Origin of the sequence: Psychrobacillus sp. OK028 (assembly GCF_900103605.1) — a bacterium.
Taxonomy (GTDB): Bacteria; Bacillota; Bacilli; order Bacillales_A; family Planococcaceae; genus Psychrobacillus.
On sequence record NZ_FNHY01000001.1, the window covers coordinates 654,973 to 669,798 of the forward strand.

The 14,826-nt window shown below is 37.1% G+C and carries 13 protein-coding genes; all 13 read left to right on the top strand.

What is annotated here, in order from left to right; translation table 11 throughout:
* Positions 1-31 precede the first annotated feature (31 nt).
* The 13 genes from yfmF (at position 32) to BLR36_RS02910 (ending at position 14,633) form a co-directional block, all read left to right on the top strand.
* Entirely contained in the window at positions 32-1,309 is a 1,278-nt protein-coding gene (yfmF, locus tag BLR36_RS02850; protein ID WP_093060200.1) for an EF-P 5-aminopentanol modification-associated protein YfmF, read from the top strand.
* On the top strand, positions 1,302-2,603 hold the full coding sequence (gene yfmH / locus BLR36_RS02855) for an EF-P 5-aminopentanol modification-associated protein YfmH (RefSeq protein WP_093060201.1): 1,302 nt from the start codon (positions 1,302-1,304) through the stop codon (positions 2,601-2,603). Before yfmF ends, yfmH begins: the two co-directional genes overlap by 8 nt.
* Entirely contained in the window at positions 2,596-3,327 is a 732-nt protein-coding gene (gene ymfI / locus BLR36_RS02860; protein WP_093060283.1) for an elongation factor P 5-aminopentanone reductase, read from the top strand. Before yfmH ends, ymfI begins: the two co-directional genes overlap by 8 nt.
* A gap of 147 nt (positions 3,328-3,474) precedes the next feature.
* A complete protein-coding gene (locus BLR36_RS02865) occupies positions 3,475-4,281 on the top strand; it encodes a DUF3388 domain-containing protein (protein WP_093060202.1) in 807 nt (268 codons plus the stop codon).
* 16 nt (positions 4,282-4,297) lie between these two features.
* Positions 4,298-5,155, top strand: a complete 858-nt coding sequence (locus BLR36_RS02870) for a helix-turn-helix domain-containing protein (protein WP_093060203.1) — start codon at positions 4,298-4,300, stop codon at positions 5,153-5,155.
* A gap of 54 nt (positions 5,156-5,209) precedes the next feature.
* Positions 5,210-5,788 (top strand): CDP-diacylglycerol--glycerol-3-phosphate 3-phosphatidyltransferase, encoded by a 579-nt coding sequence (gene pgsA, locus BLR36_RS02875; RefSeq protein ID WP_093060284.1) that lies wholly within the window; start codon positions 5,210-5,212, stop codon positions 5,786-5,788.
* Positions 5,789-5,802: 14 nt separating this feature from the next.
* Positions 5,803-7,059: a competence/damage-inducible protein A gene (locus BLR36_RS02880; RefSeq protein WP_093060204.1), complete on the top strand. Its 1,257-nt coding sequence runs from the start codon at positions 5,803-5,805 to the stop codon at positions 7,057-7,059.
* A 178-nt stretch (positions 7,060-7,237) separates the two neighbouring features.
* Complete coding sequence (gene recA / locus BLR36_RS02885; protein WP_256371000.1) at positions 7,238-8,308, top strand: recombinase RecA; 1,071 nt, start codon at positions 7,238-7,240, stop codon at positions 8,306-8,308.
* Between the two features lie 408 nt (positions 8,309-8,716).
* Positions 8,717-10,273 (top strand): ribonuclease Y, encoded by a 1,557-nt coding sequence (rny, locus tag BLR36_RS02890; RefSeq protein ID WP_093060205.1) that lies wholly within the window; start codon positions 8,717-8,719, stop codon positions 10,271-10,273.
* Positions 10,274-10,365: 92 nt separating this feature from the next.
* Positions 10,366-11,163, top strand: coding sequence for a TIGR00282 family metallophosphoesterase (locus BLR36_RS02895; protein WP_093060286.1), 798 nt, complete (start codon positions 10,366-10,368; stop codon positions 11,161-11,163).
* Positions 11,164-11,248: 85 nt separating this feature from the next.
* Positions 11,249-11,515 (top strand): stage V sporulation protein S, encoded by a 267-nt coding sequence (locus BLR36_RS02900; protein ID WP_093060206.1) that lies wholly within the window; start codon positions 11,249-11,251, stop codon positions 11,513-11,515.
* Between the two features lie 510 nt (positions 11,516-12,025).
* The gene (locus BLR36_RS02905; RefSeq protein WP_093060207.1) at positions 12,026-13,780 is read left to right on the top strand and encodes a 2-oxoacid:acceptor oxidoreductase subunit alpha; all 1,755 of its coding nucleotides are present in this window, start codon (positions 12,026-12,028) and stop codon (positions 13,778-13,780) included.
* Entirely contained in the window at positions 13,767-14,633 is an 867-nt protein-coding gene (locus BLR36_RS02910) for a 2-oxoacid:ferredoxin oxidoreductase subunit beta (protein ID WP_093060208.1), read from the top strand. The genes BLR36_RS02905 and BLR36_RS02910 overlap by 14 nt, the downstream gene beginning before the upstream one ends.
* Positions 14,634-14,826 lie beyond the last annotated feature (193 nt).

The following is a 14,826-nucleotide window of genomic DNA, read 5'->3' on the forward strand; positions in this document are numbered from 1 at the left end:
GAGATACACTAGAATAAAAGGGGGATCACGTATGTTTCAACAATTTGAACTTGCAAGTGGCGTTAAGCTTTTTGTGAGACCTACAGAACAATTTAAAACAATTAACATCTCATTCAAATGGAAACAGCCTTTAACAGTAGAAAAGGCATCTATTCGTGCAGTATTAGCAAATATATTACAATTCAGCAATGAGGTATATCCTACAAATGTAGCTTTTAGAAAGCGTTTAGATGATTTGTACGGAACTGTTTTGTATTTTGATACGACCAAAAAAGGAAGTCATCATATTTTTTCATTGAACGCGGAAACTGTAAATGATGCTTACTTGTCCAATGAAAAAATTGTCGATGAGGTATTCTCTTTATTACATACCGTTATTTTTAAACCGAATTTAGTGAATGGAAAATTTGATGAAGCGATAGTAAAACGAGAAAAAGAACAGGTTATTGAGCGTATTCAATCCATGTATGATGATAAAACAAGATATGCTCAGCAGCGTTTGTTAGAGAATATCCGTCCAAATAAGGCAGCTTCTATTTCATCTAATGGAACAGTGGACGCTGTTAAAGCGATTACAAACGATCAGCTAGTTGAAATGCATCAGGAATTACTCACAAAAGATAATCTGTCTATCTATATTGTTGGTGATGTAAACGTCGATGAGATAAAAGAAAAAATGACGAATCATTTTTCATTTGTTGATCGCACAGAAGTACTTGAAAAAGCAGAAGAGGTACCAAACGAAAAGAATGACAAAAATTTTCTTCATGAAATTCAAGAAATGAAACAAGGAAAGCTTCACATTGCCTATCAAACACCGATCACTTTTTTCTCAGAAGAATTTCCGGTGATGCAGCTGACTAATGGTATTTTAGGTGGATTTTCTCATTCCAAAATTTTTATGAATGTTCGTGAAAAAGAAAGTATGGCCTATTACGCATCAAGTAGTTATTCATCTCTCTATGGTTTAATCTTTGTACTAGCAGGAATAGAGTCTAATTTACAGGAAAAAGCAGTGGCATTAATTGATGAACAACTAAAAGCTTTGCAAGCCGGCGAAATTTCCGACTTAGAGTTAAACCAAACGAAGTCAATGCTTACCAATCAACTAAAAGAAGCTTTAGATTCTGCGCGTGCTCAAATTGAAATATACGATCAATATAAAGAACTGAATACATCCTTTACTGTAGACAATTGGATAGAAAAGTGGAAGGATGTTACTAAAGAACAAATTCAACAAACGGCATTAACGATTGAAAAGGAATTTGTTTATTTCCTTTCAGGTAAGGAGGGTGCAGCAAATGAATAAAAATTATTTTGAACAATTAGAAGAAACATTATACAACGAAACTCTTCCAAATGGCTTAGATGTCTATATCCTTCCGAAAAAAGGCTTTTCTAAGACGTTTGTCACTTTTACCACAAAATATGGCTCGATTGACCGTGAATTTATTCCTTTAGGTAAAGATGAACCTGTCATTGTTCCCGACGGAATTGCTCATTTTCTAGAACACAAAATGTTTGAAAAAGAAGAAGGGGATGTTTTTCAAAAGTTCAGTGAAAAAGGTGCATCTGCAAATGCATTTACTTCTTTTACTAGAACCGCTTACTTATTTTCCTCAACTGACCATGTATTAGATAATACGAAAACGTTGTTGGATTTCGTTCAGCAGCCCTATTTTACGGAACAAACTGTGGAAAAAGAAAAAGGGATAATAGGTCAGGAAATTACAATGTATGACGACCAGCCAGATTGGCGTCTATACTTTGGAACAATTGAAAATATGTATAAAGAATACCCAGTTAAAATTGATATCGCTGGAACAATTGAAACGATCAGCCATATTACTGCTGACCATTTATATGAATGCTACAACACGTTCTATCATCCATCGAATATGGTGTTATTCGTTGTTGGAGCAGTCAATCAAGAAGAGATGATGGGCTTCATCAAAGCAGATCAAGCAGCTAAAACATTTGAGGAGCCTCAAGAAATTAAACGATTCTACCCTGAAGAACAAGAGGCAGTAGATATCAAAGAACGTACGCTTAAGATGGATGTTCAAAAACCTAAAGTATTGTTTGGGATTAAAGCAAGTAATACTGATATTTCCGGTGATGAAATGTTAAATTACGAGTTAGCGATGCAAGTTGCAATTGAGATGTTATTCGGCAGAAGTTCTGCATTTTATCAAGAAATATACGAAAATGGCTGGATCGATGAATCTTATTCAGCAGACTTTTCTATGGAGCAAGGCTATGGTTTTACGATGATTGGCTCAGATACGGTCAATCCAACGGAACTGACCGAAAAAATAAAAGAAACGATTAAGCGCTACGCTTCTAACTGGAATTTGGAGGAAGAGGACTTACAACGTATTGTCCGTAAAAAAATCGGCTTTTTCCTACGAGCACTAAATTCTATTGAATATATTGCAAATCAATTTACTCGTTACTCTTTCAATGATATGAATTTATTTGATGTTGTTCCTGCATTAGAGAAACTAACAATGGATCAAGTAAAAGAAGCATTCCAATCTTTAACAAACGAGGATGCGCATACTGTGTTTACAATCTTACCTTTTGAAAAAAATAATGACTAAAAAGTTTGCATTAGTGCTTGGTGCATCGGGTGAAATTGGGTATGCGATATGTCGGAATCTAGCAGAGGACGGCTGGTCCATTTATCTTCACTATGCTAATAATGAAGCCAGCATCTTAACCTTATTAAAAGAACTGAATGGTTCCTATCCAAAACAGGAATTTAGCGTCATTCAAGCAGATATGAGTAAGGAAAACTGTATAGAAAAGATTGCAGGTTCTGTATTTAGCCTTCATGCGGTTGTATTTGCCCAGGGACATAGTCTTTACAAATCTTTAGAAGACACTAGCTTAGCTGATATTCGTATGCTTTTTCAGGTGCATGTAGAGTATCCGATGGCTCTGTTAGCAAAACTGAATAGCAAGCTTCGTAAACAACCTAGTAGTTCAGTCGTCTTTGTAGGAAGTATTTGGGGAGATGCAGGCGCCTCTTACGAAGTGGCTTACTCAGCTGCTAAAGGAGCTCAGCATGCCTTTGTAAAGGCCTATGCTAAAGAGGTTGCCTTGCAGCGAACTAGAGTAAATGCGGTTGCTCCAGGATTTATCGAGACAAAAATGAATGCTCATATTGAAGAAGAAGCACGTCAGTTAATTATGGATGAGATTCCTGCAGGCATTTTCGGCTCAACACAAAATATAGCTGATACGGTTGGTTTTTTAACAAGTGAAAAGGCAAGCTATATTACTGGTCAAATTATTCGGGTTAATGGTGGATGGTATATTTGATTAGTTTATAATTGCAAAAGCTTATAGGTAAAGAAAAGAGAGAAATACACGCTCTTTTCTTTTTTTCTTTTATTCGACACCAAAATCATATATGATAGAACTAATCATTAAGTGAAACGTCATCTATAAAGAAGGGAAAGATATAACATGGCTAGTGAATGGTTTTTTGAATACGAAATTCAAGTTAATCGTCCAGGACTTTTAGGTGACATTTCTTCTTTACTTGGTATGCTTCGAGTTAATATTGTAACGATCAATGGTGTAGATGAAGGCAGACGGGGTATGCTTATAAAAGCAGAGAAAAAGGAAAATATTGAGCGTTTTGAACATATCGCTTCTACAATGGAAACGATTCAATTGACTAAATTTAGAGAGCCTAAGCTTAGAGATCGGCTTGCAGTCCGTCATGGTCGATATATCCAGCGGGATGCAGACGATAAAAAAACCTTTAGATTTGTTCGTAACGAGCTTGGTCTCTTAGTAGATTTTATGGCCGAAATCTTTAAACAAGAAGGACATAAACTTATTGGAATAAGAGGAATGCCACGAGTAGGCAAAACGGAATCGGTAGTTGCAGCAAGTGTATGTGCTAATAAAAAATGGATATTCCTGTCTTCTACAATGATTAAGCAAACGATTAGAAGCCAATTGGCAGGGGACGAGTTTAGCGATCGTAATATTTTTATATTAGACGGTATTGTAACGAGAAAATCAAATGATGAAAAGCATCTTCAGTTAGTAAGGGAAATGATGCGGATGCCAACGATAAAGGTTGTGGAGCATCCTGATATGTTCATCCAATATTCGGAGTATGATATTGATGATTTTGACTATATTATCGAGCTTCGTCATAGTCCTGACGAACAAATCACATATGAAATGATGGAAAAAAACCACGGAATGTCTGACAAAGGGATGACAGGCTTTGGCGGATTTGGTGGATTCAATTTTTAACGGGTAGGTGTTTTAGTTGACTGAACTTGGGGCTCGTTTAAAAGAAGCGAGAACAGCAAAAGGTTATAGTATTGACGATTTGCAAGAAATAACAAAAATTCAAAAACGATACTTGGCAGGTATTGAAGAAGGTAATTATGCAACAATGCCAGGTGCTTTTTATGTTCGTGCTTTTATCAAACAGTATGCAGAAGCAGTTGGATTAAATGGAGACGAATTATTAGAAGCATATAAAACAGAGATTCCTTCACCGTCGAATGAAGAAGTTACAAAAAATATTCCAGCAACACCCTCTAGAAGAGCATTGGGTGGTAGATCTTCAAGTAAGTTTATGGAGATTTTCCCAATGGTAATGGTTGCCGTATTTATCATTGCTATCATCATAATCGTTTGGACTTTGTTTCAAAATAGACCAGACAATCCAGAACCAGAAGTCGCTAACGATGAGTTAGTACAAGAGCAAAAACCGACGTTTGAGGATAATGAGAATGTAAAGCCTGAGGAAGAGGTTGCTTCAGAAGAAGAACCTGCAGAAGAGGTTATAGAAGAGCCAGAAGCGCCTAAACAGCAGTTAACTTTTGTTGAATCGCAAGGTGTAACTTCCACATACAATTTAACGAATGCGGAAAGTTATCTAGTAAAAGTGGTCGCTGTAAATACTACTTGGTTGAATATTAGAGATGAAAATGACAAAATTCTTGTGGATCAATCGGTTAAAGCTGGAGAAACATTTGAATTTGATGCAAGTGCATTGTCTAAAATTCGTATACGTCTTGGACATGCCCCTGGAAATACTGTTACAATAAATGATGAAATAGTAGAGTTTAAAAGTTCAGAAGTTACACAAAATGCAGTAATACAGTTCAACAAATAGTCATCTTATTGATGGCTATTTTATTTGATATTGAAAGGAGTTTTTTTTATGAAGATGAATATACCAAACCAAATTTCATTGTTTCGTATATTTTTAATTCCAATTTTTATGTTCTTTATGCTCGTTGATTTTAATTGGGGAGATATTACCTTACTAGGGGCAACTATTCCAGTTGGTCATCTTATTGGAGCGATTATTTTTATTATTGCTTCCATTACAGACTTTATCGATGGATACTATGCAAGAAAGTATAACTTAGTTACGAATATGGGGAAATTTCTTGATCCGCTAGCAGATAAGTTATTGGTTTCTGCTGCTTTGATCATTTTAGTTGAGTTTGGAATGGCACCATCTTGGGTAGTAATATTAATCATTAGCCGTGAATTTGCAGTAACAGGTCTTCGTTTAATATTAGCTAACGAAGGAGAGGTAGTGGCTGCCAATCAATTAGGTAAAATAAAAATGTGGACACAAATTGTTGCGATTTCTTCCCTTTTATTGGGGAATATATTCTTTGAAATGTTCCATATTCCGTTTGATATGATTATGTTATATGTATGTCTATTCTTTACCGTATGGTCAGGGTGGGATTATTTTTATTTGAATCGCAAGGTATTACTAGATTCTAAGTAGGAAGGACGTGCTTCATGAAAGCAGAAATTATTGCAGTAGGTTCTGAATTATTACTTGGGCAAATTTCTAATACTAACGCCCGTTTTATATCCAACCAATTAGCAGAGATTGGTCTTGATGTATATTATCATACAGTTGTTGGAGATAACGCAGATAGATTATTGGATGCGATACAAATTGCAGAAAAACGAGCAGACCTCATTATTTTTACTGGTGGATTAGGTCCTACCAAAGATGATTTAACAAAAGAAACTATAGCAAAGCACCTAGGTATGAACTTAGTGTTAAATGATCATGCAATTATATATATTGAAGATTTCTTTAAACGTATGGGTCGTAACATGACAGAAAACAACAAAAAACAGGCCCTTGTTTTAGAAGGCTCTACCGTACTGGAAAACAAACATGGGATGGCACCAGGGATGTTGCTTTCTACAAAAAGTCATTCATATATGTTACTCCCTGGTCCTCCGAAAGAAATGGAGCCTATGTTCCAATTCGAAGCTAAGCCATTGCTACCGAAGCTCCTTTTAGATGAAAATGTTATTATGTCTCATGTCATCCGTTTCTATGGAATTGGTGAAGCGGAATTAGAAACAGAAGTGCAGGATTTACTTGATAACCAAACCAATCCCACACTTGCACCATTGGCCTCTGATGGTGAAGTTACACTTCGATTAACAGCAAAAAGTAATTCAAAAGAAGAAGCTTGGAAAAAGATTGAAGCCTTACAGGGTGAAATACTAAACCGTGTTGGTAAATTTGTTTATGGCTACAATAATGATTCTTTGCCTTCAAAACTGAGAGATATCCTGATTGAAAATGACCTGACTATATCAGCAGCAGAAAGCATGACAGCAGGATTATTTCAATCGGAGCTTGCTGCAATACCAGGAATTGGAGAAGCTTTGGTGGGTGGAATGATAACATATACAGAAAACGTAAAGATTAAGCATTTAGGCGTCGATGCTGAAGTGATCGAGAAATATAGCGTAGTTTCTAGTCAGTGTGCAGAGCAAATGGCAGTTCGCGTAAAAGAAAAATTCCAGACGGATATAGGCGTTGGTATTACTGGAGCAGCAGGTCCAGATGGTCATGGCGGTCAACCAGCAGGTACTATTTGGATTGGAATTGCCTTAGGTGATACGAAGCCATTTACGTATAAACTAAATCTATCCGGGTTACGAAACACGAATAGGATTAGAACAGTAAAGCTGACAATCTATTATTTGATACGTTTATTGCGCGAACAAAAATTAGCAAAAATTTAATTTTGATTGATAAAAACGGCCCAAAATTCAATTTTGAGTCGTTTTTTACTCCCAAAATTAAATAGTTGCAAAAAATAAACGAATGAACGTTCGCTTTTTTCTTGTAAATTTCTCAAAGACCGAGTATAGTAAGAATAGAAATAAAAAATATCAACATTTCTTTTGAGGAGGAAATTAATTGGCTAATAATGATCGTAAAGCAGCTTTGGATATGGCGTTAAAACAAATAGAGAAACAATTTGGTAAAGGTTCTGTTATGAAATTAGGAGAAAAAACAAATCTAGAAATTGAGACTTCTTCTAGTGGTTCGTTAGCATTAGATGCAGCACTAGGGATAGGTGGATATCCAAGAGGACGTATTATTGAGATATATGGTCCAGAGAGTTCAGGTAAAACAACTGTTGCTTTACATGCCATTGCAGAAATACAAAAAACAGGAGGACAAGCTGCATTTATCGACGCTGAGCATGCATTAGATCCAATTTATGCACAAAAGCTTGGTGTAAATATTGATGAATTACTTTTATCTCAGCCAGATACTGGAGAGCAAGCACTTGAAATAGCAGAAGCACTTGTACGTAGTGGAGCAATTGAGATTTTAGTTATTGACTCGGTAGCTGCTTTAGTCCCTAAAGCTGAAATTGAAGGAGAGATGGGAGATTCTCATATGGGTCTTCAAGCTCGACTAATGTCTCAAGCATTACGTAAACTTTCAGGTGTTATTAACAAATCGAACACAATTGCTATTTTCATCAACCAAGTTCGTGAAAAAATTGGAGTAATGTTCGGAAATCCGGAAACTACAACAGGTGGTCGTGCTCTTAAATTCTATAGTTCTGTTCGTTTAGAGGTAAGACGTTCAGAAGCGATTAAGCAAGGTACCGATATTATAGGTAACAAAACAAAGATAAAAGTAGTTAAAAATAAGGTAGCTCCACCATTTAAAACTGCAGAAGTAGATATTATGTATGGCATAGGAATTTCTCAAGAAGGAGAAGCAGTTGACATAGGATCAGAGTTTGATATTATTCAAAAGAGCGGTTCTTGGTATGCGTATAATGGAGAACGTATAGGTCAAGGTAGAGAAAATGCAAAACAATATTTAAAAGAAAATCCTGCTATTAAAGCTGAGGTTACAGCAAAAATTCGTGAATCACTTGGAATGGCTGCAAGCGCGTTAACAATAGGCGCACATGAGACCGAAGAAGAAGATGATGCGGAATTTGAATTGTTATTAGAAGAAGAATAAAATCCAGATAGTCTCTCAATTATTTGGGAGACTATTTTTTTATTTTTTTTGAAAGGACATCAAATCTTTTTGCAAATGTTGTGTACTGCTCCGACTCCAGAGAGAACAGTACAAACGAGAGACTTCATCCTCGAGCCGTGCCCGCGGAAAGCGTACGGATAAAGCGTAAACCATCGTTATTCAGATTTCACTTTAGAAAATGCTTTTATGAAATTGATTCTTACAAAAATTTATATTTTGTCCTAGTTTGAATATATTATTCTTCCCTTCCTTGACAGAGTATTTCTACATCTATACAATTAAAATTGTATAATTTCTTTATTATTAAATGATTATAGGCATTGCGTATATGATTTTGGATATACGTGCCGACTGAAACTAAAAAGTATAGCAATAGGGGGTGTTCGAATGACAGAAATTATCATCTCCGCTTTGCTTGGTCTGATTGTCGGTGCCGTTGTTGGTTATATTTATCTGAAAAACGTGAACGATTCAAAAGTGACTGGTGCAAAACAATCTTCAGCAATCATCATAGATGAAGCAAAGCGAGAAGCGGAAGCGTTGAAGAAAGAAGCACTTTTAGAAGCCAAAGATGAAACTCACAAATTACGAAATGAAGCAGAATCTGACATCCGTGAACGCCGTATGGAACTGCAAAAACAGGAAAATCGGTTATTACAAAGAGAAGAGAACCTTGATCGTAAAGATGATGCTCTAAACAAGAGAGAAGTAGGTCTTGAGCGTAAAGATGATGCTCTAACTGAAAGACAACAGCATATCGAACAGAAAGAAAGCAAAGTGGATGAACTAGTTAAGAAACAACAAACTGAACTAGAAAGAATTTCTACTCTAACTAGAGATGAAGCGAAAACAATAATTCTCGAAGAAGTAGAAAATGAACTTGCTACGGATATTGCTGTAATGACGAAGGAATCGGAAACTAGAGCCAAAGAAGAATCCGATAAAAAGTCTCGTGAGATTCTTTCCCTAGCGTTACAACGTTTTGCAGCAGATCATGTTGCTGAAACAACTGTTTCTGTAGTTAACTTGCCAAATGATGAGATGAAAGGTCGCATTATTGGTCGTGAAGGACGAAATATTCGTACACTAGAGACGTTAACTGGTATCGATTTAATAATTGATGATACGCCAGAAGCAGTAATTCTTTCTGGGTTTGATCCGATTAGAAGAGAAACTGCCCGTTTAGCACTTGAAAAGCTAGTACAGGATGGACGAATTCATCCGGCACGAATTGAAGAAATGGTTGAAAAGTCTAGAAGAGAAGTAGATGAACAAATTCGTGAAATTGGTGAACAAACTACATTCGATATAGGTGTTCACAATTTACATCCGGATCTTATGAAAATTCTTGGTAGACTTCGGTATCGTACGAGCTATGGTCAAAATGTGTTAAAACACTCAACAGAAGTTGCCTACTTATCCGGATTGTTAGCTGCGGAACTTGGTGAAGATGTAACACTTGCTAGACGCGCCGGGTTACTGCATGATATCGGGAAAGCAATTGACCATGAAGTGGAAGGTAGCCACGTAGAAATTGGTGTTGAGCTTGCAAGAAAATACAAAGAACATCCAGTAGTTATAAATAGTATTGCTTCCCATCACGGCGATACAGAAGCTACTTCAGTTATTGCTGTATTAGTAGCAGCTGCCGATGCATTATCTGCAGCACGCCCAGGTGCAAGAAGTGAGACACTTGAAAACTACATTCGACGATTGGAAAAACTAGAGGAAATTTCTGAATCCTATGAAGGTGTAGAAAAATCATTTGCTATTCAAGCCGGTCGGGAAATTCGTATTATGGTTCGTCCAGATCAAATTGATGATTTAACTGCTCATCGTTTGGCAAGAGATATCCGTAAACGAATCGAAGAAGAATTAGATTATCCTGGTCATATTAAAGTGACTGTAATTAGAGAAACTAGAGCAGTAGAGTACGCTAAATAACATTCATTAATGGTATTTCACTGTATCATAAGTTAGTATTAAAAAAGGCTTCGAAATGAAGCCTTTTTTTCGTGAAAGGAATGGAAGTAGTAATGAGAATATTATTTATAGGAGATATCGTTGGATCAATCGGTAGAGATACGTTAGAAGACTATTTGCCGAGACTAAAAAGAAAATATGATGTAGATGTAGTTATTGCTAACGGAGAGAATGCAGCTGCTGGACGAGGCATAACTAAAAGTATTTTTCAGTCATTGCTTCATATGGGAGTAGACGTAGTCACTATGGGAAACCACACTTGGGATCAAAAAGAGATTATGGATTTTATTGATGACACAGACTACTTAATACGACCTGCTAACTTTTCAGAGGATGCTCCTGGTAAGGGCATGACTTCAATTTCTAAAAATGGTCATACGATTTCAGTGATTAATATGCATGGACGTACATTTTTACCACCACATGATGATCCATTTAAAATGGCAACGGAGATGGTGGAAGAAGCAAAAAAATTATCCCCTATCATCTTTTTTGACTTTCATGCAGAAGCTACAAGTGAAAAAATTGCCTTTGGCTGGCATTTAGATGGAAAAGCATCTGTTGTAGTTGGAACACATACACACGTTCAAACAGCTGATTCTCGCATATTACCAGGTGGTACAGCTTATATCACGGACGTAGGGATGACTGGGCCATATGATGGTGTTTTAGGCATGAAAAAAGAAGATGTGCTTTATCGATTCCAAACGAATATGCCTACTCGGTTTGAAGTTCCAAAGTCTGGGCGTACTGTACTAAGCGGCTTCTTTGTAGAAGTAGACAATGTCACTGGAAAAGCATTACACCAAGAGCGAATTTATATAAACGAAGATTACCCATTTAAAGGCTAAAAAGTCTAAAACATTACTCCTGCGCATACGTTAAGTTATGGACCAGAAGCAAGTTCATAATATAGCGACAAAAGGAGAAATGATAGTGGATTCTTTAAAAGTATCTTCCCGTTCAAACCCAAATTCGGTTGCTGGGGCATTAGTTGCAGTAATTAGAGAACAAGGGTATGCAGAGATGCAAGCAGTAGGAGCAGGAGCATTAAATCAGGCTATCAAAGCGATAGCAATTGCCAGAGGATTCGTAGCTCCAAGTGGAACAGACTTAACATGTTCTCCTGCCTTCACGGATATTATTATATCGGGTGAAGATCGAACTGCTTTAAAGTTACTTGTTGAAAAAAAAGTAAAGTAAACGGGAGGTCGCTGCTCATGGAGTAGCGACCTCTTTTTTAAAGATAAGAAAGTATATAAAAATGTACCATGAATACTGAGTTAAAGGATTAGTAAGAATGAGTAATCGTAAGTTTTACGTTACAACGTACTTCATGTTCTTGGAATAATTTTTGAAATAGAAATGTAATCAAAGAAATAGACTGCTTTTATACGTGATATTATATTTTAACTTTCTAAATATAAAGGGCTTTTGTTGATTGGAGGGCAGGTCGGCGACTCCTGGAAAGCAAAAGGGAGAGACTACAAGCTCATAGCACTGCCCACGGAAAGCTTCCGACCTTAGCTACAATCAACGCCATATCCAGGTTTTTCTTAAAAAGATTGTTTATAAGAATAATTTGTGACGAAGCGTTTCCGTCAAAGGTCTGATTTTCGATAAAAAAGTGGGGAATACATAGTGATAAACGGCACTTCATGATAAACTAATGAAAGAAATTAGCATTTAATCGAATAGTAAGGAGATGTTTATATGTTGCAACAGCTTTCTTGGAAAGTAGGAGGGCAGCAAGGAGAGGGTATTGAAAGTACAGGGGAAATTTTCTCAATGGCGATGAATCGCTTAGGATACTATCTGTACGGGTACCGTCATTTCTCATCACGAATTAAAGGTGGCCATACAAACAATAAAATCTGTGTACGTCCAACACAAGTTCGTACAATTCCAGATGATTTAGATATTTTAGTTGCATTTGACCAAGAAACAATTGACGTCAATTACAAAGAGTTAACAGAAAAAAGTGTTATTCTTGCCGACACAAAATTCTCGCCAGTAGCACCTGAAGATTGTAAGGCTCCAATGTATATTGTCCCTTTCACAGAGATAGCTGCGGAGCTTGGAACATCTCTAATGAAAAACATGGTAGCAATTGGCTCAAGTGCTGCACTACTTAACTTAGACAAAGGTGTCTTCCAAGGTGTAGTAGATGAAATTTTCGGCAAAAAAGGACAAGAAGTAGTAGAAAAAAACATGGAAGCTATTCAACAGGGCTTTGATACAATGGCTGAGCAGCTAGGAGACCGTGTAGGAGAATGGGAAATTGCACCTGCAGACGGAAAACACCGTATGTTTATGATAGGAAATGATGCAATTGCTCTAGGCGCACTAGCAGCAGGTGTTCGTTTTATGGCAGCATATCCTATCACTCCTGCATCTGAAATTATGGAATATATGATTAAAAAACTACCACTATTTGGTGGAGCAGTTATTCAAACAGAGGATGAAATTGCTGCAGCTACAATGGCAATTGGCTCAAACTACGGTGGTGTCCGTGCCTTTACTGCATCTGCTGGTCCGGGACTTTCTCTTATGATGGAAGCAATCGGTCTTTCTGGTATGACGGAGCAACCGCTCGTAATTGTAGATACACAGCGTGGGGGACCTTCAACAGGCTTACCAACTAAACAAGAACAATCCGATCTAATGCAAATGATTTATGGAACACATGGAGAAATTCCAAAAGTAGTGATTGCACCAAGTACAGGTGAAGAAGCTTTCTATGATACGATTCAAGCTTTCAATATTGCAGAAGAATTACAGCTTCCAGTTATTATTTTATCTGATTTACAACTGTCACTTGGTAAACAAACGGTAGAGCCATTTGATTATTCGAAGGTGGAAATCCGACGTGGTAAATTAGTGGAAAATGAAGAAGTTCCTGTTGCTGAAGATAAAACGTACTTTAAGCGATATGAACTAACTGAAGACGGCATTTCACCACGTGTCCTACCTGGAACGGAGCATGCTATTCACCATGTAACTGGAGTAGAGCATGATGAAACTGGTAAACCATCGGAAGCATCTACAAATCGTAAAGCTCAAATGGATAAACGTTTAGGGAAGCTAAAGCATATTAACTTCAGAGAACCTGTGTATGTAAACGCACCATACGAAGAAGCAGATATACTATTTGTAGGCTTCAACTCAACAAGAGGTGTGCTGGAAGAATTGCAGCAAACACTTATAGATAGTGATGTTAAAGTAAATCATGCACATATTCGTTTAATACATCCATTTCCTGTGGAAGAAATGCAATCACTAGTTGCGAAAGCGAAAAAAGTGGTAGTAGTCGAAAATAATGCAACAGGGCAATTAGCAAATATCATTAAAATGAATGTTGGCGGTCATGATAAATTGGTTAGTGTGACGAAATATGACGGCACACCATTCTTACCATTACAGCTTGCAAAACAAGTAAAGGAGTTGCTAACAGATGGTAACATTTAAAGATTTTCGTAATAACGTAAAACCTAACTGGTGTCCAGGTTGTGGTGACTTCTCCGTGCAGACAGCAATTCAACGTGCTGCTGCAAATGTTGGAATTCAGCCACATGATCTAGCTGTTATTTCTGGTATCGGCTGCTCAGGACGTATTTCTGGTTACATCCATTCATATGGTTTTCATGGCATTCACGGTCGTGCACTTCCAATTGCGCAAGGGTTGAAAATGGCAAACAAAGATCTACACGTTATCGCTTCCGGCGGTGATGGGGATGGGTTTGCAATTGGAATGGGTCACACTATTCATTCTATTCGTCGTAATATCGATATCACATATGTTGTTATGGACAACCAAATTTACGGATTGACAAAGGGTCAAACGTCCCCGCGTTCAGCAGAGGGTTTTAAAACGAAGTCAACTCCTGGTGGAGCAATTGAACCATCCGTTCAACCATTAGAACTAGCGCTTACATCTGGAGCAACCTTTGTAGCCCAAGGATTTTCGTCGGATATTAAAGAACTAACTGCAATTATTGAAGCAGGTATTAATCATAAAGGTTTCTCGTTCATTAATGTATTTAGCCCTTGTGTAACATACAATAAAGTAAATACGTATGATTGGTTTAAAGAACATCTAACAAAGCTATCTACTGTAGAAGGGTATGATTCTACAAACAGAGAAGAAGCGATGAAAGTAGTAATGGAAACTGAAGGTCTTGTAACAGGTATTATTTATCAAGATGAAAACGCACCATCCTACCAAGAGCAAGTTCCGGGTTATGCACCTACACCACTTGTTGATCAAAACTTGAAGATGAGTGAACAGGAATTTAATGCATTACTGCAAGATTTTATGTGATATAGCGAAGCTCATGAATTTTTACATTCATGAGCTTTTTTTAAAGAATAAGAAATTATATAAAAATACTCTGTGAGCATTGGGATCCAGATACTTTTTAAAATACTACTGATTTCAGTTACAGGTGACGCGTTGGTTGTAGCGCAGGTTGGCGACTCTAGCGGGAAAGCACGAGGGACAGACTACAGACTCG

Coding starts and splice junctions, on each gene's coding strand:
- yfmF (WP_093060200.1), top strand. CDS start 32: ATGTTTCAACAATTTGAACTTGCAAGTGGCGTTAAGCTTTTTGTGAGA.
- yfmH (WP_093060201.1), top strand. CDS start 1,302: ATGAATAAAAATTATTTTGAACAATTAGAAGAAACATTATACAACGAA.
- ymfI (WP_093060283.1), top strand. CDS start 2,596: ATGACTAAAAAGTTTGCATTAGTGCTTGGTGCATCGGGTGAAATTGGG.
- BLR36_RS02865 (WP_093060202.1), top strand. CDS start 3,475: ATGGCTAGTGAATGGTTTTTTGAATACGAAATTCAAGTTAATCGTCCA.
- pgsA (WP_093060284.1), top strand. CDS start 5,210: ATGAATATACCAAACCAAATTTCATTGTTTCGTATATTTTTAATTCCA.
- BLR36_RS02880 (WP_093060204.1), top strand. CDS start 5,803: ATGAAAGCAGAAATTATTGCAGTAGGTTCTGAATTATTACTTGGGCAA.
- rny (WP_093060205.1), top strand. CDS start 8,717: ATGACAGAAATTATCATCTCCGCTTTGCTTGGTCTGATTGTCGGTGCC.
- BLR36_RS02895 (WP_093060286.1), top strand. CDS start 10,366: ATGAGAATATTATTTATAGGAGATATCGTTGGATCAATCGGTAGAGAT.
- BLR36_RS02905 (WP_093060207.1), top strand. CDS start 12,026: ATGTTGCAACAGCTTTCTTGGAAAGTAGGAGGGCAGCAAGGAGAGGGT.
- BLR36_RS02910 (WP_093060208.1), top strand. CDS start 13,767: ATGGTAACATTTAAAGATTTTCGTAATAACGTAAAACCTAACTGGTGT.